This window comes from Halonotius sp. F2-221B (assembly GCF_046719765.1).
Taxonomy (GTDB): domain Archaea; phylum Halobacteriota; class Halobacteria; order Halobacteriales; family Haloferacaceae; genus Halonotius.
In genome coordinates this window covers 1-20,747 of sequence record NZ_JABEBY010000023.1, presented here as the reverse complement: position 1 = coordinate 20,747, position 20,747 = coordinate 1, and the positions used below count along the sequence as shown (strand labels likewise).

Here is a 20,747-nt window from a genome sequence, read left to right as displayed (position 1 = left end):
GGGTATGACCGCGCTTCCGTTCGATATCCTGCTTGGGATCTATCTCGGCGTCCTGACGGGGATCATCCCCGCGTTGGTCTCCGGTGTTCTCGGGTTTCTGTTCAAGTACGTCACCGATGTGTCGATCCCCGGCCTCGGTGTCGTCGTCCTCGCCTTAGCCATCGCCGGCGTCAACGGCGGCCTGCTCGCGCTCAACGATCCGGCGATCCGCTCCTCGGAGAACGCGGCGTCGATCCTCACCGCCATCATCGTCGTGTTGCTGCTTGCACTCTATGCCCACGCCCAGGGCGACAAGCTTGGCGCGTCAGCACCCAAGCGGTTGACGATCAAATCCTTGCGGGATCGAACGCTGAACACCGATGTGATCGAACTCGTCGGCGGCCGGAATCAGGTGCGGCTCACCGTGGTGGGCGAGCCAAGCGACATCGAGGGCTACCCGCCGCTGCCCGCCGACCTCCGCCGGGAGATCGCCGACGGCGAGTGGCCGTTCCCCGCTGATCTTCCCATCGCGGAGCTGGAATCACGGTTTGCCGACCGCCTGCAGTCGGAGTTCGATCTCGCCGACGTGAGCGTCGATCTCGACGAAGCGGCCCGCGCCCGCGTCGCCGCCGCGCCGCCGATGGGCAGCACCTCACGGCGCGTCCCCGCAGGCAAGCGGGCGGTCTCGCTTGCGGCGTTGGTGCCATCCGGGATCGCCCGCGGCGAATCGGTGCGGATCGTCACCTCCGAGACGAGCGTGACCGGAACGGTGATCGCTGCCCGCTCAGGGTCGCCGTCCGGTGGTGCGACAGCCGCCGCGGCGACACCCGCGGGCGACGACGACGCGCTGGCGACAGATGGCGGCGAGGAGCCGCCGGCATCGCTGCCCGCGGCCGCGACGACGACCGGCGGCGAGGGGCGGATCACGGTCGCCGTTTCGCGGTCGGAGGCGACGACGTTGCTGTCGGCGACCGAGCCGCAGGTGGTCGTCTGTTCTCGCGGGACGCGCCGGGAGTTCGAGTTAGTGTCGCTGCTGCGGCGCTCCGGCGTCCAGTTCAAGAAGGTGACTGTCTCCCCCGGCGGCCCGCTTGACGGTCACACGATCGGCGAGGTCGGCGTCCGTGACAGCTACAACGTGTTGGTTCTCGCGGCCAACCACGAGAAGTGGCAGGTCGCTCCGCGCGGCGAGCAGCCGCTATCGGCCGGCGACAAGCTGTATGTCATCGGGACGGGCGAGTCGCTGGATCGGTTTGCGGAGGCCGCAACATGACCGCCGGCGAGACCCTGTGCAGCGTGTTCACAGCCGGCCCGCCGTCGCCGGTGACCTTCGCGGAGCCGACGGCAGCCCTGATCAATCTCCTCATCTACGCCGTCTTGTCGATCGTCGCGACCGGCGGGCTCGCAGTCACCTACCGCTGGTATTTCAAACAGATCGTCCCGGAGGGTGTCTCCGGCTTCGTCGGTGTCTCGGTCGTCGCGCTGTACATTAACACGACCTCCCTCGGCGTCGCCGTCAGCGACATCTCCGTCGATCTCTTCGAGCCGGGCGTCGTCGGTTTCAACATCGTCGCGCTGAGCATCGCTGCGGTCGCCGCGCCGATCGGCCGCCGGCTGGGCGATGCGGCCAGCAGCAACCTGTTTTCGCTGGCCGGCCTCCGGGAGTTCGACGGCGAGGTCGGGGCTGTGGTTCGCTCGGCCGGCCGGGTGACCACGATCACCCTGCCGGATGAGATCGACGACATGGAGAGCTACGATCCCGTCACCGACGAGACCAAAGCCGAACTCGCCGGGAAGACGCTGGTGTTCCCGCGGCGGCTCACCGTCGAAGAGCTCAGAAGCCGGCTCATCGAGCGACTAAAGGAGGATTACGAGGTGGGTTACGTTGACGTTGATCTCACGGCCGCAGCTGACGTGGAGTTTCTTGCTGTCGGATCGCGGGCCGCGGGCATCGGTGCGACGATCGCCCCTGGCACCGTCGCCGTGGCGATCCGCGCCGACCCGCCGAACAACGCCTCACCGGGCGATACGGTGCAGGTGTGGACGACCGGGACGACGACGGAGCGGCTGACGACCGGTGAACTCCGCGGTGTTGCGGGCGACACGGTGACACTCGCTATCGACGACGAGGATGCGAAGTTGTTGTCGCCAACTGAGCAGTATCGACTGGTGACGCTGCCCGCCGAGCCGCAGGCCGACCGCGAGTTTGCGACCCTGTTGCGGAGCGTCGATGAGACGATGGGGACAGTGACGATCGAAGCCGGCAGCGAGTTGGTTGGGTTGACGCCGCGCGCGCTGAACGCGACGGTCGTCGCAATTCGGCCCGACGGCGGGAAGCTGACGGCACTCCCGGATCGGGATCGCGGCTTCGAGCCCGGCGAGATGATCTACGGGCTCGGCCGGCCGGACGTGTTGCGGGGGCTGGAAGAACGAGCGAACGCACCTGCAACTGCGGAATCCCCAGCAGCGACCGAGAACGACGAACCGAACCAGACCGAGGAGCAAGCGACGTAACCACGCCATCACGAGGCGACATCGGCCGCGTCGTCATCCTGTTGATCACCCGAACCGGTCGCGGCTTCGTCGGAATCAGTCGCCGCATCGCCATCGATCGATTCGGCCGGCACACCGGCGACCGTCGCACCGGCCGGCACGTCACGTGTCACAAGCGAGTTGGCCGCGACCTGTGCGCCGTCGCCGATCTCGACGCCCGGCAGCACCGTCGCGCCCGCGCCGATCATCGCCCGCTCGCCGACCACGACCTCGCCAAGCCGGTATTCGTCCTGTAAAAACTCATGACACAGGAGTGTCACGTCGTAGCCGATGATCGCGTGGTCGCCAACCGAGATTAGCTCCGGCCAGAACACGTCCGGGGTCGCTTCCAGGCCGAAAGAAACCCCGGTGCCGATGGTCGCGCCCAACCGCCGCAGCAGCCAGTTTTTCAGCCGCAGGCTCGGCGAGATGCGAATCAGCCAGACGACAAGGTAGTTGCGGACAACCCGCCATGGCGACCGGATCGACGCCCATCCCCACAGCGAGTTGTGCGGGCCGGCGGTCGGCCGTCGCTGGAGGCGATCATGGCGGCGCACATCGTCGTTGTCGTCGTGGTCGGCTGGCGGCACACCTCCCTCTTCGGGCGGTGGCTACAAAAACATCGAGTGTGGTCGTCGACTATTCGCCGCGCAACTCGGTCATGTGGTCGATCCGCGACTGGACGAGATCTGCCGTGCCAATATCGTGGCGGATGTGGAACCCCTCGCCCGCAGCCGCCAGCGCGTCCTCGGCGATCGCCTCGGCGTCGGCGATCGAGTCGGCGCGGCCGACGACTGCGAACGATCGGGAGGTCGTCGTGTACAGCCCGTCCTCGCGGGCGTCGACGCTGGCGTAGAAGAGTAGTCCGTCGCCGACCGTCTCCTCGTTGACCGCGATCTTCGTGCCTGCGTCGGGATCGGTCGGGTAGCCGTCCGGGACAGCGTACTTACAGACCGTCGCTTCGCCCGAGAACTCCAGTCCCGGGAGGTCGTCGCCATCGCGGGCAGCGGTCAGCACGTCGAGGAACGGCGTGTCGAGGATCGGCAGCGTGTTCATCGCCTCGGGGTCGCCGAAGCGGGCGTTGAACTCGACAACTTTTGGTCCTTCTGTGGTCAGCATAAACTGACCATAGAGGACGCCTTTGTAGTCGGGCATCGCCGCGACTGTCTGCTCCATGATGTCGACGGCGGCCTCGTAGTCGCCATCCTGCATGAAGGGAAGCTGAAAGCCGGTGTCGCTGTAGCTGCCCATCCCGCCGGTGTTGGGGCCTTCATCGCCCTCGTAGGCGCGTTTATGATCCTGGACGGCCGGCGTCGTGCGCAGATCGCCGTCGGCGACGAACGCCTGGATCGTGAACTCCTCGCCGATCAGCCGCTCTTCGAGGACGACGCCCTCGTAGTCGGACTCCTGCAGGTAGGCTTTTGCCTCCTCGCTTGTCACCTGATCGCCGATGACTTTCACACCTTTGCCGCCGGTCAGACCGACCGGTTTGACCGCGAGGTCGCCGTCGTAGTCGTCGATGAACGCACAGGCGGCGTCCATGTCCTCGAAGGTCTCGAAGACCGGACAGCCGGGGATGTCGTTGTCCTGCATGAACTCCCGCTGGAACGCCTTGTCGGTCTCAAGTTTCGCCTCCTCGGCCTGCGGCCCGAAGGTGTAGATCCCGGCCGCGTCGAGTTCGTCGGCGACACCAGCCTGCAGGCCAGCCTCGGGGCCGACGATGGCGAGGGTTGCATCGATCTCCTCGGCGTACTCGCGGATCGCTTCGGGGTCGGTACCCTCGATCTGTTCGAACCCATCGACGAGTTCGGTGATGCCGGGGTTGCGGTTGCCGGCGACGGCATACAACGAACAGTCAGGAGCCAGCGCGCGGGCAATGGCGTGTTCACGGCCGCCACCGCCAACTAACAGCACGGTTTCACTCATATCCGAGAAAGACCGCGGGCCGCGTGTAAGTGTTACTTTGTTCGCTCACTGCCACCAGCCTCCAGCGAGTTCCGTCGGCTTACTGCTCGAAGGGGTTGTCAAGAACGACTGTCTCGTCGCGCCCGGGGCCGATGCCGACCGCGTAGACCGGCGTCGACATCTCGTCGCTGATGTAGTCGAGATAGTCGCGGGCATCCGCGGGGATCGCTTCATACCCTTCCTCGGCGACGGCGGCCCAGTCAACCTCGTCCCACGGCTCGAAGGATTTGAGCACGGGCTCGCAGTCGCCCCACCGTTCGGTCGTCGCCGGCATCGTCAGCAGTTCTTCGCCGTCCAGATCATAGGCGTGGCCGACGTTGATCTCATCGAGCCCGGCCAGCACGTCGATGTGGTTGACGGCGATACCAGTAAAGCCGTTGGCGCGGGCGGCGTGCCGCAACATCGGCATATCGAGCCAGCCGATCCGGCGCGGTCGCCCGGTGACCGTTCCAAATTCGCCGCCTTTCTCGCGGATGAAGTCCGCCAGCTCTTCCTCGCTGTCGGTGCCGTCGAGTTCGGTCGGTAGCGGGCCGGTGCCGACTCGTGAGAGATAGGCCTTGACGATGCCGACGACCTCGCCTTGGCCGATGACTGTCGGGGCGACGCCGGTGCCGACGGCCGCGCCGCCGGCGGTCGGGTTCGAGGAGGTGACGTAGGGGTAGATCCCGTGGTCGATATCGATCGAGGTGCCCTGCGCGCCCTCGAAGAGGAGTTCCTCGCCGTTGGCGTGTTTGTCGCTGAGGAACTCGCCGGCGTTGACGGTCATCGACTCCGCGGCCAATCGCTCGCCGTACTCCCGATAGGTTGCAAAGAGATGGTCGATATCGAAGGCGTCGGCGTGCTCGGAGCTCTCGACATCGAGGCCGTAGACCGCCTCGGCGAGCGCGCGTTTCTGCGGGACGGCGTATTCGAGCCGCTCGCGCAACACGTCGGGATCGAGCAGGTCGCCGACGCGAATCCCGCGGCGACCCGCCTTATCCTCGTAGGTTGGGCCGATCCCGCGTCCGGTGGTGCCGGCCGCGAGGTCGTCGTCGCTTTTGGCTTCCTCCTCGATGCCGTCGAGCACGCGGTGATACGGGAGGATGACGTGCGCCCGGCGGGCGAGTCGCACGTCGGGATCGAGGCCCTGCTCGCGGAGCGTGTCGAGTTCGTCGAACAGCGTCTCGGGGTTGATCACACAGCCGTTGCCCAACACACCGATCTTCCCGCGGACGGCACCGCTTGGAACCAAGGAGAGCTTATACTCCGTCCCGTCTTGAACGACGGTGTGGCCGGCGTTGTCGCCGCCCTGATACCGGACGACGACATCGCTGTCACCGCCCCAGATGTCGACGAGCGCGCCCTTCCCCTCGTCGCCCAACTGAGACCCGACGATAGTTACGGTCATAACGACTGTGGGTTTCCAACCACCGGGTAAACAGATTACGGTACATCGCCTCGGGTGGCCGCGCTGCCTCCGTGCCCGCCGATCCGCTGGTGCTCATCTGATCGCCGCCACACCCGGTGGATCGTCGTCCCGTTGCTGTCGGTGAAACCCGAAATGTTAACTACTCGCACGTCGATCCATCGATAACAGTACTGGGACGACAGCAACACTTAAATCACCGCAAGACAAGTTAGCACATGTCATGATTGACCGACTCGAAAAAGAAGTCGACATGCTTGAACGGCACCTCCAGGTGCTCCGGATGGTCATCGAAAACGAGCCCATCGGCATCGTCAAGATGTCCAACGAAACCGGCTATCCGCACCACAAGGTTCGGTACTCCCTGCGCGTGCTCGAAGAGGAAAACCTCATCGAGCCATCCAGCCAGGGGGCGATCCAGACCGACCACACCGAGGAGTTCGTCGACGACCTCGACAACAAGATCGACTCCATCGTTGACAAGCTGCGGACGATGCGCATCGACGACACCGCCGAGATCGAAAACTAACGCGTTGTTGCGTGTTCGCTGTGTTTTGTTCGTATTGTGGGCTGGTATGTACTGCTGAGCTGGTGGCGGCTACAGTTCCGGTTTCTGCAGTTCGAACCCGCCTTTGATCCGGTCGACCAGACAGAGGTGGAACCCCTGTTTTCGGGAGATGTTCACGAAGCTCTTCCCGCCGCTACGGCTGAACAGGCCGCCGTTGGTCGCATCGTCAGCGATCTCGTAGGCATCCTCGGTGAAGTAGCTGCTCGTCACACCGAAGCCGGCGGCGAAACTCTCGTTGCGCTCCCGGAGAGCATTGCCGTTCCGGATCAGCCCTTCGATCAGGTCGGCACCGACCGGCTGTTTCGAGTCGTCGAAGTCGGCGATAAACAGCGGTTTCCCCCGCTTGTCGCGGACGACAACGTCGAATGTGTGCTCGATCGGCTCGGCGTCCTCGTCGGTGCCGAGTTCGATCGTCCCCTGGAGTTCGATCCGGTCGATCTGTGGGATCGCGTCGTAGACCGCCTTGAGCGCTGTCGTCGCGCCTGTCGACCGAAGTTCGAAGAGAAGATCGGTCACCAGCCACTCCGCGAAGGCAGCCTCGATCCGATCATCGAGGAACGCCTCGAAGGGGGTACCATCGACCTCCAGCCCCTCAGTCTCGAACGTGGTGTGGGTATCGATTCGGATGTTGCCCTCGATATCCTCCAGGTTCGCCTCGCCGTCGTGGGCGTCGGCCAGCGTCGCCGCCCCTTTTGAATCGTACCGGACAAACAGATTGGTGCCCGCCAGCGCGTCCGCCGGGGTGATAGACTGCGTGGTCTGTGGGGTGGTGTCAGCCGCCTGCGTCGATCCGGTGGCGGCGGCTGTGTCAGTCGACGCCAACTCGGCTTCAAGCTCCTCGATCCGCTCTTGGGCTGCCGTGAGTTCGGCTTCGAGCTCCTCGATCCGCTGCTGGGCGGCGTCTCGCTGCTCGCGGGCCTCGTCGCGTTCGGCCACCAGCTCCTTGTGGCGTTGTTCGGCCTTCTCCATCACCGTCTCGGCCTTGTCGAGTCGTTCTCGCAGCTGTTGCCGTGAGAGCCGCTCCTCCGAGCGAGTGACCGTCTGTTGGCCGCCGCCACCCTGTGTGCCCTTCTCGCCTTCCTCGTCGTCGCTTGGATCGAGCGACGGGATCGTGGTTGTGTTCCGCCACTCTGCCTCCTCCTGGAAGGGTTCGTCGTTCGTCGTGGTGCTACCGCCCGACCTGGGATCCGACGGACTGTCGGCGGTGGCCGTTGGCCCACCGGTGGCGGGTGTGTCGGTGCTCTCCGTTGCTGGGTCGGTGTCGACTCCCGTGTCGTCGGGGGTTGTCTCCGCGGTGGATGCGGTCGGCTCGTTCGGCTCACCGCGGTCGTCTCTCGCCTCAGTTGGTTCGCCACGGTCGTCTCTCGCCTCAGTTGGTTCGCCACGGTCGTCTCTCGCCTCAGTTGGTTCGCCACGGTCGTCGGGCTGGACGTCGGCAGCCGCGGCTGGCTGTTCGTCGGGGCTGCTGTCTGCTGTCGCGGAATCCGGCCCCGCGTCGGTTGCGGGCTCGGTGTCGGTACCTCCTGCCTGCGGGATATCGATCGAGCCAGAGCTGATGCCATCGGCCGTGGTTCCGTCGTCTGACCCCGTGCTGTCGGTCGACAGCGACTCGCTGCCGGCGTCGTCGGTCGGGGTGGGAGTCGGGTCGGCGGCCGACGCTGTCGATTCTCGCTCGGGGAGATCGATCACGTCGATATCGGCGGCGTACACGTTGTAGATGCCGACCTCGTCGTTTGCGCGCTCGAAGGCCTCTTCGTCGGTTAACAGTCGGCGGCTGTTGCCGACGAAGGCGACGCTCATCGAGCGACCCCCGTAGTACACAACGTAGTAATCCCCCGACAGCACGTTTTCGGAGAGCTCGATGTAGCCGGTGAAGTTGCCATCCGCGAGCGTGGTGTCGGCCTCAGCGATCGCCGTTTCGTTGGTGTAATACTCCGCCTGCTTTTCGCTGTCCTGTGACTGCATCGTATACAGCAACGGGAGGGCCGGGGCCGGAGCCTCGTAGGCGGTCAGTTCTGCCCCATCGAAGGCCGCAAGCGAGCCCCCCGGGATCCCGACCAGCCGGCCGTTCAGCATGAAGCCCCAGGTGTCGCCGGCGGTGACCCCGCCTGAGAACTCCGCGTCGGCGAGGTCGTGGAGGCCGTCGTACCCCCGCCCGACCGGAACGGTGTCCCACTCGGTCACCGAACCAACTATTTCGCTATCCATTTGGTGTACCGATGCCCGAGACGCTTAAAATTCTTTCCAGAGCGTCCGACATTGTATTCACTCTTTGGGTGGCAGAAATCATTTCTGCAATCGACGAGCGTGGCTCAAAATCGTTGCCGAACATAGGCCCTGATCCGCTCGACGCGGTCGCGGTCATATGTCCACATGCTCCGCCAGACGTTCGGCCCGGTTTCGATGGCGACGAGCGCAACCGGGTTACAGGCGTCGGCCGCGGCGATATCGTCACCACAGGCATCACCGGTCTCTGTGTCGGGGGTAAACACCACGACCCACGACCGGCGGTACTCGTTGGTCGTTCCTGCATGTACCGTCACGTCGAGCCCATCGACGACCGCGGGATCATCGCGGATGCCATAGACGTGAGTCTCAACGTCGCTCTCGCCGAGCCACTCGTACATTGTGCGGGTACCATACTCGTCGTCGAGTCGGGAGAGCCGCTGGAACGTGCTGTGGAACTCGCCGCAACCGCAGCGCAGCGCGCGATCCTCGATGAACCGGGAGATGACGACCAACAACAGCTTCTCTTTGTTTGACTCCGGAAACCCCCGAACCGTGAACTCGATGTCGTCCAGTCCGGTCAACACATCCGGGAACGAGCGGCGTGTGGAGCGATCGACGGTCGTTCGGTAGCGGTCGGCGTTAACGAGTAGAAACGTGTCGCTGAGGTTCGCAAACGATGTTGTCGCCGTCACCTGTCCGTTCTCGACAAGACAGACCTGGTCGGTGTTACCCTCGGGGATGTGTCGCTCTTGGATCTGGACGGATTGGTTCTCGAAGGCCTGATCCAGCAGCTTCACGAGCGGCTGGGGCTCGGTTCGGTTTATCAACAGCAGCGTCGTCTCCTGGCTGGCGGCGGCTTCATCGATAAATCCCGACAGCGAGTCCGGCAGCTCGCGGGTCATACCCATGGTAGGGTCTGTAAACGGATAAAACAGCCGCGGCCGCCCGGTTACATCGGTTCCTTTGGTGTGCGATCGATCGCGTTGAACGCGGCCTCGAAGTCGTCTAACTCCTCGATGAGATCGCTTTGTTCGGCCCGAAGCTCCTCGATGCGTTGGGTGAGCGATTGGTACTCCTCGGAGTCGTCGAGCTCCTCGGCGGATTTCTCGGCCTCAAGAACGCCAACCTTCGAGGTCGCCCGGAACAGCTCCTGTACCGTTTCGCCGTACTCGCGGGCGGTTAGCTGGTGGGCAACCGCCTCCAGCAGCGTCTCCTTGCCGACCGGCTTACAGAGATAGTCGTCGAAATTCATATCGACGATGTCGACATCGGGATCGATCGCGGTCACCATCACGACCCGTGCGTCGGCGTCGGCTTCCCGAACGCGCTGAAGCACCTCATCGCCGGTGAGCCCCGGCATCCGCCGATCCAACAGAACCACGTCGATATCGCTGTCGAACGCCTCAAGTGCCTCCTGTCCGCCGTAGGCGGTGCGAACAGTGTACTGTTCCTCAAGTCGGAAGGCGTACAGATCGGCGACATCGCGTTCGTCGTCAACGACGAGGATCGTCGCAGCATCTGTCGAGGTAGTAGCCATGAATCTCGGGTGCCCGGTTGCCGTGACGGTCGGGTGCTATGAACTTTATACTTCCGCTACGGTGTGGTGGCGCGTGTCATGCAGCCAACACGGCGTAGATGAGCAAAAATCCAAAGTAGAGCGCCACGAGTCCACCGAGGGCGATGATCCGAAACCGGGTGAGCGATTCCTCCTCGTGGTGGTAGGCCTCACGAAACGCCTGTTGGTCGCTGTCGTCCAGTTGATCGTAGTGATTCAGCCCGAGATGGAGGCGGTACTGGTCGTCGGCCGGCAGTTCGAACCCGCAGTACGGACAGACCTGTGGTGTCTCGCCGTCGGGGACGTGTGTCGCCGGCTGTGTGGTGGTCGCCTGCGTGTGGTTCTCGCCGGCATCGTCGGCCTGCCACGCTGTCATCAGACGCCACCCCCACCGAGGAACGGCGGTGTGACCGTCGGCGTCGTCACGATCCAGAGGCTGATGATCGTGTAGGCGATCATCACCAGCGTGATCCCGTACTGGCTTTTGATCGCCTCCAACCGCCCTGGAAGCAACTCGTAGGCGGCGGCGTGAGCGATCCAGACGGCGATGAAATGGCCGACCAACACGAAGGCGAGTTCAAGCCCTGAGATCCAGCCCGGCAGCGTCGTCAGCACCGGCGGCTGCTGTGGTGGTGACAGCGGGCTCGCGGCGACGACGGCCAGTGACGGGGCCAGCCCGAGGATGAAGCCGAGATTGTGGGCGATATGGTAGCCGGCAGCGATCGCCAGCAACGACGGCGCGAACCGCTCGGCCAACGCCGCCCGGGTGATGTAGGTACGCCCAAACCGCCGGGCGAGACCGATCGCCCACCGGAACGCGGCGACAAACAGCCCAAAGCCGGCGAGATACGCGCCTAGATAGCCGACCAGTGGCGGCACACCAGCCTCGACGACCGCGGTGATCAGGCGGGCCCACAGCCCGGTGCCAACGAACCCATCGAAGGTCGTCACATAGAGCACCGCGACGACAAACACGGTCTCGGCGCGGCCACCCACAGCATCCGCGTTGGTGAGCGCGCTCCCGGGCAGGCGCAGTGAAAGCCCCGCCGCCGTCCGCGTGAGTGGTGCAAACCGACCGAACAGCGAAAACACCCGGGCGATCGGATCGACGCGGCCAAACCATGTTTCGGTGCCATACACAACGCTGCCGGCGACGCTGACAGCGGTGTAGGCCACCAGCGTCGTCGCCAACAGCCGCGGGTCGTCGGCCAGCGGGCTGACCACCTCGATCCAGATCAGCGCGAGCAGGCCGGCGACGCTGGGCCACGCGCCGAGTCGATCCGGGTACGGCCGGTCGAGCGACGGCGGGATCGACGCGAGCGTCCGGAACGGGTTCAGTGTCGGCCACGTGTTGCCGAGAAGGTACGTCGAGGCGACGTAGCCACCCCACCAGCCGACCCAGACGACGAGGATCGACAGATTGCGGTAGCCTGTCTCCGGGCCGAGGTAACCGACGGCGACGGTGACCGCAAGGATAGCGAGCCCGACAACCCGCCCCAGCCAGTTGAGGAGTCGCCCCGGCGCGGGCAGCGTATACCCCCAGTCGTGTACCGATCGCATGAACGCTCGGTCGGTGACAAAGGAGGCCAGCAGAAACGACGCGCCGACCGTTCCGCCGCCGGTCGTCAGGAAGAGCCAGGTCGGCACCTCAACGGAGGTTGTCGATCCACGGAGCGCGGCCGCATGGGCGATCGCTGGCTCCGAGAGGAAAGCGACCAGTGGGATCGCCGACGCAACGACGATCAGCAGCCGTCGGAGTCGTCGCCGACACTCCCGGGTCGACCGCTCAGGGCCGCTGTCTGTCATCATCCCGGCTACGGTGAGCGGCCACGAGTAGCTTGCGGAACAGCCCGCCACTGCGTCGGCAACGCGGGTGAGAGGATTTTTAATCACACGCTTGCAACGAGGTAGTATGAGCACCGAAACGGAGGACGGACACGACGACCACGGCCATCACCTGCCGGCGGTCGAAGACTGGCCACAGGGGTTCGGCGAGGCGAGCTGGTGGCCGTTTGTGACCGCACTCGGCGCGGCCGGTATTTACGCGGGTGTGGCGCTTTGGATCATCGGGGATGCGATCAGCCCGCTTGCTGGCCCGGCGGCGGTCGCCGGCAGCGTCGGGCTGTTTCTGGTCGGGATCTACGGCTGGCTGTACCACGCCTTCATCACGAAGTTCTGGAGCCGTGAGACGAGCGAACACGGCCATGCCTCACTCCGGTGGGGAATGATCGCCTTCCTCGGTTCTGAGTTGGCAACCTTCGGCGCGCTGTTCAGCTACTACTTCTACTTCCGGGCCGGCTCGGCGTGGACGCTCCCGGAGACCACCCCGGATCTGATCAGTTCGCTGATCTTAGCTAACACGGCGATCCTGATCGCCTCCTCGTTTACGCTCCACTGGGCTCACGTCGCCCTGCGAAACGACGACCGAACCAACTTCCTGCGCGGGATGGGGTTGACGATCCTGTTTGCGGTCGTCTTCCTTGGCGGCCAGGCATTCGAATACTTCGAGTTCATCGGCGAGTACGGCTTCACGTGGACACAGGGTGTCTACTCATCGGCATTTTTCGGGCTGACCGGGCTTCACGGCCTCCACGTCGGCCTTGGGGCGGCCATCCTCGGGATCGTCTTTGTGCGCGCCCTCTACGGCCAGTACTCCGCCGACCGACATCTCTCGGTGTCGACGGCCTCGATGTACTGGCACTTTGTCGACGCCGTCTGGATCTTCCTCGTCGTCGTGCTCTACGTCGGCGCGGGACAGGCCTGACGAAGCAGTTGGCTGGCTCTTTTTGATCTACCTCGACACGCCGGGTCGACAGCGACGACCTACGGCATTCGGATTAGATGATCGATGTTGTGGGCGAGATACACCAGCTCCCCATGGTCGATCTGGGCGTGTCGCTGTCGCGCCCACGCGCTGATCGCGTCGTCGCTGACGCCGTCGAGCGTGGCTTCCGGCGTCTCCGTCAGCAGTGCGTGTTCGACTGTGTCAACGATGTGGCGGAGAAAGATCGCTTCGTCGCTCGGATAGCCGTCATCGCGTGGTGTGACAACCCAATCCGAGCCGCCGGCCGCGAGATGGTCGGCTCCGGCGGCCGGCAGCTCGGCAAACAGCCGGCGGCCGGTCTGGCTGCCCCCCGGCCGGTCGGGGGCATCCATCGCGGCGTGAAAGCTATCCAGTAGCGTCGCTGTCAACGCCGGGTCGTCGACCGGCCGGAAATCGGTGACGCCGTCGAAGGTGATCGGGAAGTAGCCGAGGCCGCCGCCCGCAAGGAGTGGGAGCAACGTCTCGGCGACCCGTTCAAACGGGACAATATCGAGAAAGGCCATCCCGATCAGCAGATCGAACTGCGGGCCGGCGACAGCCGGATCATGACGGTCGGCCGCGAACGCAAAGGCGTCGGCGGCCTGGAGGTCGACCGTCAGTGTCGCCTCGTCGCTTACGAGTGAGAACTGGTGGGGGCCCGTTTGCTCGAAATCGCCGTCGGTCAATCGGTCGGCCGCCGCCGCGATATTCGTCTTGTCGATGTCGACGCCGACGTACTCGACCCGTTGGGGAAGTACATCCCAGGCGCGGAGCCGCTCCAGCATCGTACCGATCCCAAAGCCAACTTCGAGGATTCGAACCGGCTCATCGCCGCGAGCGGCCGCTCGCTCGTCGAGTTCAGCGACGAGCCGATCGACGGTCGGGCGGTGGAGCGCGCGGTCATCGACCGATCGCTTGGCGTCGAGATAGCTGACAAAATCGTCGAACGAACGGGCCACGTCGGGTCAGTCGGCGTCGGCGGGGGTGTGGTCGTCTCCGGTGTCGGCGGCGGTCGGCTCGTCGTCGGCCTCCGGGCTCGTATCGGCTGCCATCTCAGCGTCGTCGGTGTCGTCCGCGAGCGGCGGCAGCGGATCCTTGGCCACCTGCGTTCCCCACATGCCGGGGTATTTCTCGACGGTGACATCGCCCATGACCTTTGTCTGACAGGCCAACCGGAGATCGTAGTTCGGGTGATGTGGCGGCACCAGCAGCCGGCCCTTCTCGCGGATCCCCTTGTCGCTGACCTCGCCGTCGACCTTGACGGCACAGGTGCCGCAGTTGCCGAATCCGTGGCAGTTGAGCACCGTCGCCTTTCCGTTGTGTGGGGTTAGATCCGCATCCAACAGCACGTCGCGGAGCGTCGCACCCTCTCGGCACTCGATCTCCTCACCGCGGAAATGAACAGTCGGCATGGATGAGCCAACGAGGCGGCTCCTCAAAGACTTACCGACGACCAGCAACGCTCAGATCGTCACGTCTCAACGGCTCTAAATATCGCCGCGACAACAGGGAGGTATGCCACCAACGCGACGTGCGTATCTCACAACCCTCGGGACGGCCGCCGCCGTCGGCCTCGCCGGCTGTGCCGGCAGCAGTGGGGCAGGGGAGACGAGTCATAGCTGCGAGCTTTCCGACCGCGACCCCGTCGCCGAGCTGCCACAGCCGACGCGAGGCGATGACGACGCGACGGTTACCGTCGACCTCTTCGAGGATTTTGCCTGTCCGGGCTGTGCGACGTTCGCCCTGGAGGATTTTGGCCAGCTCGTCGACGAGTATGCCGGCGAGGACGTGCGGTTTCGACGGTTTGATTTCCTTGTTGTCAACAGCGACTGGAACGAACCGGTTGCCAACGCGGCCCGAAGTGTCCAAGATGCACTCGGCGACGGGGCGTTTTTCGAGTTTGCGGACGCCGCCTACGAGAACCAGTCGGACTACTCCTGGCAGCTGATCGGTGATCTCGCGGAGGGTGTCGACGCTGACCCCTGCCGCGTGCTGAGTGATGCCGATGGCCGCACCTACGAGGGTGTCATCCAAGCCGACCAAACCGAAGGCGAGAGCCGCGGTGTCCCGGGGACGCCGGCAGCGTTTGTCGATGGACAACTCCTAGAGGGGGCCGCAAGCTACGAACGTGTGAGCAGCGCGATCGACGACGCCCTGTAGCCTACGCCCCGCCCTGTGGCGTTGGAAACGCCCGCAACGACCGCGGCGGGATCAGGAAGTTGCCGCGGTTTTCGACGAAGATGTAGCGGAAGATCCCGTTTCTGACCCGGGGATCGATCCCCGGCTGATCAGCGACGATATCCGTCCCGTTCATCGCTTCCTGTACCGCCTCGAACGTGCTGATCTCCTGTTGGTAGGACGGAAAATGCAGGCTGGCGTTGTCGTTGTCGGTTGATTCGACGTGGCGACGGAGTGTTTGGACGTTACCCTCGCTGTCGCGGTTGCCGCGGGCGGCCTTCTCGGCGTGACCGACCAGCCCGAACTCGTCGGCGGTCTCCTCGATCGCCTCGTAGATCTCCGGGGTGATCCCGCTGTCGTCGCCGAGATTGTTGCCGACACCTTCGACGGCTCCGGACTCGGCCAGCTGTGGGCTAAACAGCTTTTCCACCATCTCCTTGTGGCTGTTTTCGTCGTACCACTTGTCGAGTTGTTGACGGATGCGAGCGACGTGTTTGGTGGTGCCGCCGGCGAAAGGGCCCTCCTCGATGGTGACGTACTCCTCGGTGGCCTGGTTGGCGGCAAAGCCGGCTTTGAACCCCATAAACAGCGGTGCCGCCTCGGGAACCGGGCCGTTCTCGGGGATGCCGCCAACGCCCTGATTCGCTGCGGGTAGTCCCGGCCCGATAAAGCCGGTTCGGCGGTCATCGATCCGGAACACGTCGCTCAGCCGGCCCGCCACCTCAACGCCGTTGAGCGTCTCGGGGGCGTCGTCGCCGTCAGCAAACAGCGTTTCCTCGATCGCCAGCAGAGCGTCGCTGCGATCAGCGGCCAGCTGCAGGAGTGCGTCCTGTTCATCCAGCGTGGGCGTGTCGACCGGGGTGAGCCCTCGCGGCGGCGGGAGATCGATCGATTCCGGCAGCGACGCCGCAAACCGCTCGAAGTACGCCGGCGAGTAACCCAGATCGAAGACGACCCCGCGGTTGCTCCGTTCGTAGGCGCGTTCGATCGTGCGGAGCGCGGCGTTCAGCCGCTCGCGGTCGGCATCCGTTGGGGTGCCCTCGCTTCCGGCCGCGCCGTCGTAGGTGAGATACAGGAACAGGTGGTGTTCGGGGAGGACGACGTTGCCACCCTCGTCGCGGTTGAGGCTGTCGTTCCAGGCGAACTGCCGATCGGGAAGCGTCTCGGGATCATCGACACCCTGGGGGATCGGCTCGTCGTCGACGGCCTCCAGACAGGCTGACAGCGCGGCCGCGCCGCCGGCCGCCAGCGCGGCCTTCAGTACCTCCCGACGGGACGCGGACGTGTCGGGCAGCTCCATACCCTGCGTTGTCGATTGGGCCAGATATGGGTTCTGGTGGGCGGTTCTTCGGCTTCGTCGTCCACACCAGAAACGGTTTGTGCGCTCAGCAGGTACCACAGCTATGGATCGACGACAGTTTCTTGCCGGCACAACGGTCGGGCTGACAGTGGGTGCTGCCGGCTGCGTCGACTCGTTTACTTCTCTTGATGGCGTGAGCTATGGGCGGGAACCGGAGTTAGTCGCCGACCGACCCGCTGCGATCTACTATCCGACCCACACCGAAGAGATGACCATGGGCGGGATGGCGATGACCGACGACGGGCTGGCAGTCTCGCTGTCCTACACCTTCCCGCACCGTTTCTGGCGGGTGTTCAACCGCGACGGCGGCTACGAGGCCGAGCAGTTCGGCGTCGACTCTGACGATGCGGTTCACATCATGGCGAATATCTGGGATACCGAAACCGGTGTTGTGTTGCCGGTTTCCAGCGTCGACATCGCGGCCCGCGGCGGCAACAACGTCGACGAACGCGAGACGGTGTACGCGATGCTCTCTCAGCGCATGGGCTTTCATTACGGCGATAACTATCATCTCGACGGCGACGACACCTACACCGTCGATATCACCGTCGGTGCGACGACCGCCCGGCGGTTCGGCAACTTCGAGGGCCGCCTTGGGGAACCCCAGACCGTCACGATCGAGCTCGACTACAGCGAGGCCGCCCGCAACGAGCTTGCCTACGAAACCTACGAGGATCGACAGGGCGAGCCGGGCGCGCTCGATCCGATGAAGATGGAGATGGACGGGATGTCGATGCCGACCGGCCGCGTCCGCGAGCTCGGCGGCACCGCCCTCGGAACAGGACTGGCCGACGACATCCGGTATGCGGCCGCCGTCCTGTCGGCCGATCGGTTCGGCGACGCACCGTATCTCGCGGTTACCGGGGCGACGCGGTACAACGAGCTGGTGATCCCGAGCATGGGGCTGGCCGGCACGCTCACCGGCTCGGATGGCGAGGCAGTCGTCGAGGGCGCGTCGCTGGAGCCGGCGTTGGATCCCGAGCTCGGCTTCCACTACGGGACAGCCGTCCCCGGCGCGACCGGCGAGGAGACGGCGACCGTCGACGTGACGACGCCACCCCAGGTCGCCCGCCACGAGGGGTATGAGACCGCCTTTTTCGAGACGCCGACCGTCGAACTGTCGTAGTCGGCTCCCGCTTCTGGCCACACGACAACAGCTTCATTCCACACACCGCCCACAGTTGAGACGATGCGATGGCCCCTCCCGCGGCCACGGGTTCGACTCGCGGTCGTCGTCTGGGCGGTGCTCGTCTCGCAGGTGCTGCTGTACCCCGGCCTTGATGGCCTGATCGCCGCCCTCGGCGCGCCCGGCGGGATCCGCGCCGGGATGTGGTTTCTCGTCGCCGAGGTCGCCGCATTCGTCGTGTTTGCTGTCGTCTGGGGAGCCGCCAGCGACAGCCTCGGTCGGCGAACACCGCTGGTCGTCGCCGGCGCGCTCGGCGGTGCGGCCACATACCTGCTGTTGCCGCAACTGCCCGCCCTCGGGGTCGGCTTCGGCGGTGTCCTCCTGTTGCGAGCCGTGGGCGGCGCGTTCACCATCGGCGCGTTCTCGCTGTCGATCACGATGCTGATGGATCTCGCCGGCGGCAACGGGCGGAACATGGGCGCGGCGGGGATCGCCATCGGCTTGGGGGCCGCGCTCGGTTCGGTGGTCGGCGGCCAGCTCGCCGCCGTCGATCCGTTCGCGCCCGTCTACGCTGGCGCAGGCATCCTTGTCGTCGCCGGCGGCGTGGCGGCGACCGTTGGGGATCGTGCTGCCGAAACGGCCCGCAGCACCGTCGGTAGCGACGGCGACGCCGATTCCGTCGCGCCGGATCTCACCGCCGCCCTCGCCACGCTCCGCGCGCGGCCGTCGCTCGCCGTCCCCTACGCCTTCGGCTTTATCGATCGGCTGACGGCGGGCTTCTTTTCGTTGGTCGGCGTCTTCTACTTTGGCGATGTGCTCGGGCTCGATGCCGCTGGCGTTGGCATCGCGCTCGCGTTGTTCTTCCTCCCGTTCGCGCTGCTGCAGTACCCGCTGGGCAGCCTCTCGGATCGGATCGGCCGGTTCATCCCCGTTGTTGTCGGTTCGATCGGGTATGGACTGGCGATCATCGCGGTCGGCGTGGCATCGACCGTTGGGGTGGCGATGGCGTTGATGGCGCTGGTCGGCGTCGCCGGCGCGTTCGTCGCCCCCGCGACGATGGCCCTCGTCTCGGATCTCTCTGCGCCCGCCGAGCGCGGCGTGGCGATGGGCGGTTTCAACGTCTTCGGGAGTCTCGGCTTTCTCGCGGGCTTTCTGCTCGGCGGGAGCGTTGCCGACGCGGCGGGCTATCTGACGGCGTTTCTCGTTGTCGGGGGGCTGGAGATCGGGATCGCGCTGGTGGCGTTGCCGGCGGTGCGGCGGCTGACGCGGGAGCACTGAGTTACACGCCGGTGTCAACCGGCACGCGGGTGAATCCGAGTGTCCGGAAATCCGCATCGAACCCCAAGACGTGATCGATATCCCGTTCGGCAGCCAGCACGGCTGTCGTGTGATCAACGAATGAGATCGTCTGATCGTCGTACTGCTCAAACTGTGTGAGTGCAGCATCAAAGGTCGCCCGATCTATCACAAGCCGGTTGAAACTCTCGCTGTCGTGGATTTCGGTCACTGCTCGGACAGCCTCCTCGTGGGTGCTTTTTCGGGTGAGTAGCGTGGCAAGCTCTGAGAGTACCGCTTGCGTGGTGAACAACGGCCCGAACGCGAGGTCGCCACTGACAATGGCATCCAGTGTCTCCCGGGCCCGTGCGTGCTGGGCCGCGTGGTCGTAGTAGTACGCGAAAAAGAGCCCTGTATCGACGATGGCGGGCGACCGCCGGCTGACGCTACTCATTGATCTCGCCGTACAACACGTCGTCGATATCAGTCTCACGGACTGTCTCTTCACCCGAAACTGGTGGCGTTCCCCAGACGGGATCATCAGGGTTGATGTCGGCAACCTCGCTTTCAGCCCGAAGCCAGTAGAGGTTCCGGCCTGCCGTTTTCCGTTTCCCCAACATTCCCCGGGCATGGAACTCGTTGAGTTTCCGCCGAGCAGCCTCAGCGGTCACACCGAGTTCGGAGGCCACGTCAGCGGATGTCACCGCTGGGCCCGCAACAGCACTGAACACCTGCCGAACGCGATCCCGAGTAACCGTCTCGGCATACTGTCCAGACTCCGTGCGCTCCCTGCTCATACGACCCTATACGGTCTCGATTAGGATAACCTCGTGGGTATCCCAACGTGGAGATACTGAATTGGAGTTGTCTCGCTGTTGCTCTCTTTGAGATGTAATAGCGTATCACTCCACGAGAGAGCCAACTGGTGATTCTACGCGGAAGCGTCGCCCGGTTGGAACTGACAGTCAGTGAACGGGCTGTTCGCGGAGCCGATCCGCAAACTGCTCGCGCACCTTGTCGAGTTTCGGCGGGATATGCATCGAGCAGTAGGCCTGTGCGGGGTTCTTTTCGTAGTAATCTTGGTGGTGTTCTTCGGCACGATAGAACGTCTCTAGCGGCTCGACCTCGGTGACGACCTCGTCGTCGTAGGCGTCGCTGGCGTCGAGTTCGGCGATGAACGCCTCGGCGGCGTCCTGCTGGTCATCGTCGTGAGTGAAGATCGCCGACCGATACTGCGTGCCGACATCCGGCCCCTGTCGGTTGAGTTGGGTTGGATCATGCACGGTAAAGAAGACTTCCAGCAGGTCGCCGTAGCTGATCACGTCGGGGTCGTACTCGACCTGGACGACCTCGGCGTGACCGGTCGTCCCGGAGCAGACTTCCTTGTAGCTCGGATCGGGAGTGTCGCCGCCGGCGTAGCCGGAGACCGTCGAATCGACGCCCGCAAGCTCCTTGAACGGGGCTTCGATACACCAGAAACAGCCGCCGCCGAACGTCGCCGTTGTCGTTGCCATATCGGCTAGTGGTGCGGGAGCAACAAGAAGCCACGGCCATTATGCAGTGGATTCAGAGCGTGTTATTGCGTGAGTGGCTTCGGTGTAGAAAGCCCTCGACGGGCTCGGCTCCCGGGACTCGCTGCGCTCCTCGCTCACTCCGTTCGCTGCGGTGCTTGCGTCGTCCGGGTTCGCCGACCCCGCCTCGCCCTTTCACCTATGGAAACGCTGCTACCTCAACAAACCACCGCTGACAACAAAATGATTTCGCCGTCGTGGGAT

At 64.7% G+C, this 20,747-nt stretch carries 21 protein-coding genes; 7 read left to right on the top strand and 14 right to left on the bottom strand.

Features of this window, described 5'->3' with window-relative positions:
- Positions 1–4 precede the first annotated feature (4 nt).
- Both HKK80_RS14020 and HKK80_RS14015 read left to right on the top strand, forming a co-directional pair.
- Positions 5–1,249: a potassium channel family protein gene (locus HKK80_RS14020; RefSeq protein ID WP_411800212.1), complete on the top strand. Its 1,245-nt coding sequence runs from the start codon at positions 5–7 to the stop codon at positions 1,247–1,249.
- The gene (locus HKK80_RS14015) at positions 1,246–2,490 is read left to right on the top strand and encodes a potassium transporter TrkA (RefSeq protein ID WP_411800211.1); all 1,245 of its coding nucleotides are present in this window, start codon (positions 1,246–1,248) and stop codon (positions 2,488–2,490) included. The genes HKK80_RS14020 and HKK80_RS14015 overlap by 4 nt, the downstream gene beginning before the upstream one ends.
- Positions 2,491–2,498: 8 nt before the next feature.
- On the opposite strand, the gene HKK80_RS14010 is transcribed toward HKK80_RS14015, so the two are convergent.
- The 3 genes from HKK80_RS14010 to HKK80_RS14000 form a co-directional block, all read right to left on the bottom strand.
- On the bottom strand, positions 2,499–3,098 hold the full coding sequence (locus HKK80_RS14010) for an acyltransferase (RefSeq protein ID WP_411800210.1): 600 nt from the start codon (positions 3,096–3,098) through the stop codon (positions 2,499–2,501).
- 49 nt (positions 3,099–3,147) lie between these two features.
- Complete coding sequence (purD, locus tag HKK80_RS14005) at positions 3,148–4,434, bottom strand: phosphoribosylamine--glycine ligase (protein ID WP_411800209.1); 1,287 nt, start codon at positions 4,432–4,434, stop codon at positions 3,148–3,150.
- A 79-nt stretch (positions 4,435–4,513) separates the two neighbouring features.
- Positions 4,514–5,860, bottom strand: a complete 1,347-nt coding sequence (locus HKK80_RS14000; RefSeq protein WP_411800208.1) for an adenylosuccinate synthase — start codon at positions 5,858–5,860, stop codon at positions 4,514–4,516.
- A gap of 241 nt (positions 5,861–6,101) precedes the next feature.
- Here HKK80_RS14000 and HKK80_RS13995 point away from each other — a divergent pair, with 241 nt between their 5' ends.
- Positions 6,102–6,407: a hypothetical protein gene (locus tag HKK80_RS13995; protein WP_120083464.1), complete on the top strand. Its 306-nt coding sequence runs from the start codon at positions 6,102–6,104 to the stop codon at positions 6,405–6,407.
- 69 nt (positions 6,408–6,476) lie between these two features.
- Here the strand turns inward: HKK80_RS13995 and HKK80_RS13990 are convergent, their stop codons facing one another.
- From HKK80_RS13990 to HKK80_RS13970, 5 genes are all read right to left on the bottom strand, one after another.
- The gene (locus HKK80_RS13990; RefSeq protein WP_411800207.1) at positions 6,477–8,654 is read right to left on the bottom strand and encodes a hypothetical protein; all 2,178 of its coding nucleotides are present in this window, start codon (positions 8,652–8,654) and stop codon (positions 6,477–6,479) included.
- Between the two features lie 104 nt (positions 8,655–8,758).
- Complete coding sequence (locus HKK80_RS13985; RefSeq protein ID WP_411800206.1) at positions 8,759–9,577, bottom strand: histidine kinase; 819 nt, start codon at positions 9,575–9,577, stop codon at positions 8,759–8,761.
- Between the two features lie 47 nt (positions 9,578–9,624).
- On the bottom strand, positions 9,625–10,212 hold the full coding sequence (locus HKK80_RS13980; RefSeq protein ID WP_411800205.1) for a HalX domain-containing protein: 588 nt from the start codon (positions 10,210–10,212) through the stop codon (positions 9,625–9,627).
- A gap of 76 nt (positions 10,213–10,288) precedes the next feature.
- A complete protein-coding gene (locus HKK80_RS13975) occupies positions 10,289–10,606 on the bottom strand; it encodes a hypothetical protein (protein ID WP_411800204.1) in 318 nt (105 codons plus the stop codon).
- Positions 10,606–12,036: a hypothetical protein gene (locus HKK80_RS13970; RefSeq protein WP_411800223.1), complete on the bottom strand. Its 1,431-nt coding sequence runs from the start codon at positions 12,034–12,036 to the stop codon at positions 10,606–10,608. The genes HKK80_RS13975 and HKK80_RS13970 overlap by 1 nt, the downstream gene beginning before the upstream one ends.
- Before the next feature lie 106 nt (positions 12,037–12,142).
- Between HKK80_RS13970 and HKK80_RS13965 the strand changes: the two genes are divergently transcribed.
- On the top strand, positions 12,143–12,994 hold the full coding sequence (locus HKK80_RS13965) for a heme-copper oxidase subunit III (RefSeq protein WP_411800203.1): 852 nt from the start codon (positions 12,143–12,145) through the stop codon (positions 12,992–12,994).
- A gap of 59 nt (positions 12,995–13,053) precedes the next feature.
- On the opposite strand, the gene HKK80_RS13960 is transcribed toward HKK80_RS13965, so the two are convergent.
- Together HKK80_RS13960 and HKK80_RS13955 are read right to left on the bottom strand one after the other, a co-directional pair.
- Positions 13,054–13,992: a class I SAM-dependent methyltransferase gene (locus HKK80_RS13960; protein WP_411800202.1), complete on the bottom strand. Its 939-nt coding sequence runs from the start codon at positions 13,990–13,992 to the stop codon at positions 13,054–13,056.
- A gap of 6 nt (positions 13,993–13,998) precedes the next feature.
- Entirely contained in the window at positions 13,999–14,445 is a 447-nt protein-coding gene (locus HKK80_RS13955) for a 2Fe-2S iron-sulfur cluster-binding protein (RefSeq protein WP_411800201.1), read from the bottom strand.
- Positions 14,446–14,548: 103 nt separating this feature from the next.
- On the opposite strand from HKK80_RS13955, the gene HKK80_RS13950 reads away from it, so the two are divergent.
- A complete protein-coding gene (locus HKK80_RS13950) occupies positions 14,549–15,193 on the top strand; it encodes a DsbA family protein (RefSeq protein WP_411800200.1) in 645 nt (214 codons plus the stop codon).
- Position 15,194: 1 nt separating this feature from the next.
- Here the strand turns inward: HKK80_RS13950 and HKK80_RS13945 are convergent, their stop codons facing one another.
- Entirely contained in the window at positions 15,195–16,511 is a 1,317-nt protein-coding gene (locus tag HKK80_RS13945; RefSeq protein ID WP_411800199.1) for a Tat pathway signal protein, read from the bottom strand.
- Positions 16,512–16,614: 103 nt separating this feature from the next.
- Here HKK80_RS13945 and HKK80_RS13940 point away from each other — a divergent pair, with 103 nt between their 5' ends.
- Positions 16,615–17,697, top strand: a complete 1,083-nt coding sequence (locus HKK80_RS13940) for a Tat pathway signal protein (protein ID WP_411800198.1) — start codon at positions 16,615–16,617, stop codon at positions 17,695–17,697.
- Positions 17,698–17,760: 63 nt separating this feature from the next.
- The gene (locus HKK80_RS13935) at positions 17,761–18,975 is read left to right on the top strand and encodes an MFS transporter (RefSeq protein ID WP_411800197.1); all 1,215 of its coding nucleotides are present in this window, start codon (positions 17,761–17,763) and stop codon (positions 18,973–18,975) included.
- A 1-nt stretch (position 18,976) separates the two neighbouring features.
- Here HKK80_RS13935 and HKK80_RS13930 read toward each other — a convergent pair whose 3' ends face one another.
- From HKK80_RS13930 to msrA, 3 genes are all read right to left on the bottom strand, one after another.
- A complete protein-coding gene (locus HKK80_RS13930) occupies positions 18,977–19,426 on the bottom strand; it encodes a type II toxin-antitoxin system VapC family toxin (protein WP_411800196.1) in 450 nt (149 codons plus the stop codon).
- The gene (locus tag HKK80_RS13925; RefSeq protein ID WP_411800195.1) at positions 19,419–19,769 is read right to left on the bottom strand and encodes a hypothetical protein; all 351 of its coding nucleotides are present in this window, start codon (positions 19,767–19,769) and stop codon (positions 19,419–19,421) included. Before HKK80_RS13925 ends, HKK80_RS13930 begins: the two co-directional genes overlap by 8 nt.
- A 168-nt stretch (positions 19,770–19,937) precedes the next feature.
- A complete protein-coding gene (msrA, locus tag HKK80_RS13920) occupies positions 19,938–20,486 on the bottom strand; it encodes a peptide-methionine (S)-S-oxide reductase MsrA (RefSeq protein ID WP_411800194.1) in 549 nt (182 codons plus the stop codon).
- Positions 20,487–20,747: the final 261 nt, after the last annotated feature.

Bases quoted from the DNA above. Each gene is read 5' to 3' on its own strand.
- purD (WP_411800209.1), bottom strand. From the start codon at position 4,434: ATGAGTGAAACCGTGCTGTTAGTTGGCGGTGGCGGCCGTGAACACGCC.
- HKK80_RS14015 (WP_411800211.1), top strand. From the start codon at position 1,246: ATGACCGCCGGCGAGACCCTGTGCAGCGTGTTCACAGCCGGCCCGCCG.
- HKK80_RS13940 (WP_411800198.1), top strand. From the start codon at position 16,615: ATGGATCGACGACAGTTTCTTGCCGGCACAACGGTCGGGCTGACAGTG.
- HKK80_RS13955 (WP_411800201.1), bottom strand. From the start codon at position 14,445: ATGCCGACTGTTCATTTCCGCGGTGAGGAGATCGAGTGCCGAGAGGGT.
- HKK80_RS13965 (WP_411800203.1), top strand. From the start codon at position 12,143: ATGAGCACCGAAACGGAGGACGGACACGACGACCACGGCCATCACCTG.
- HKK80_RS13970 (WP_411800223.1), bottom strand. From the start codon at position 12,036: ATGACAGACAGCGGCCCTGAGCGGTCGACCCGGGAGTGTCGGCGACGA.
- HKK80_RS13935 (WP_411800197.1), top strand. From the start codon at position 17,761: ATGCGATGGCCCCTCCCGCGGCCACGGGTTCGACTCGCGGTCGTCGTC.
- HKK80_RS13945 (WP_411800199.1), bottom strand. From the start codon at position 16,511: ATGGAGCTGCCCGACACGTCCGCGTCCCGTCGGGAGGTACTGAAGGCC.
- HKK80_RS13990 (WP_411800207.1), bottom strand. From the start codon at position 8,654: ATGGATAGCGAAATAGTTGGTTCGGTGACCGAGTGGGACACCGTTCCG.
- msrA (WP_411800194.1), bottom strand. From the start codon at position 20,486: ATGGCAACGACAACGGCGACGTTCGGCGGCGGCTGTTTCTGGTGTATC.
- HKK80_RS13980 (WP_411800205.1), bottom strand. From the start codon at position 10,212: ATGGCTACTACCTCGACAGATGCTGCGACGATCCTCGTCGTTGACGAC.
- HKK80_RS13950 (WP_411800200.1), top strand. From the start codon at position 14,549: ATGCCACCAACGCGACGTGCGTATCTCACAACCCTCGGGACGGCCGCC.
- HKK80_RS14020 (WP_411800212.1), top strand. From the start codon at position 5: ATGACCGCGCTTCCGTTCGATATCCTGCTTGGGATCTATCTCGGCGTC.
- HKK80_RS13925 (WP_411800195.1), bottom strand. From the start codon at position 19,769: ATGAGCAGGGAGCGCACGGAGTCTGGACAGTATGCCGAGACGGTTACT.
- HKK80_RS13995 (WP_120083464.1), top strand. From the start codon at position 6,102: ATGATTGACCGACTCGAAAAAGAAGTCGACATGCTTGAACGGCACCTC.
- HKK80_RS14000 (WP_411800208.1), bottom strand. From the start codon at position 5,860: ATGACCGTAACTATCGTCGGGTCTCAGTTGGGCGACGAGGGGAAGGGC.
- HKK80_RS13975 (WP_411800204.1), bottom strand. From the start codon at position 10,606: ATGACAGCGTGGCAGGCCGACGATGCCGGCGAGAACCACACGCAGGCG.
- HKK80_RS13930 (WP_411800196.1), bottom strand. From the start codon at position 19,426: ATGAGTAGCGTCAGCCGGCGGTCGCCCGCCATCGTCGATACAGGGCTC.
- HKK80_RS13985 (WP_411800206.1), bottom strand. From the start codon at position 9,577: ATGACCCGCGAGCTGCCGGACTCGCTGTCGGGATTTATCGATGAAGCC.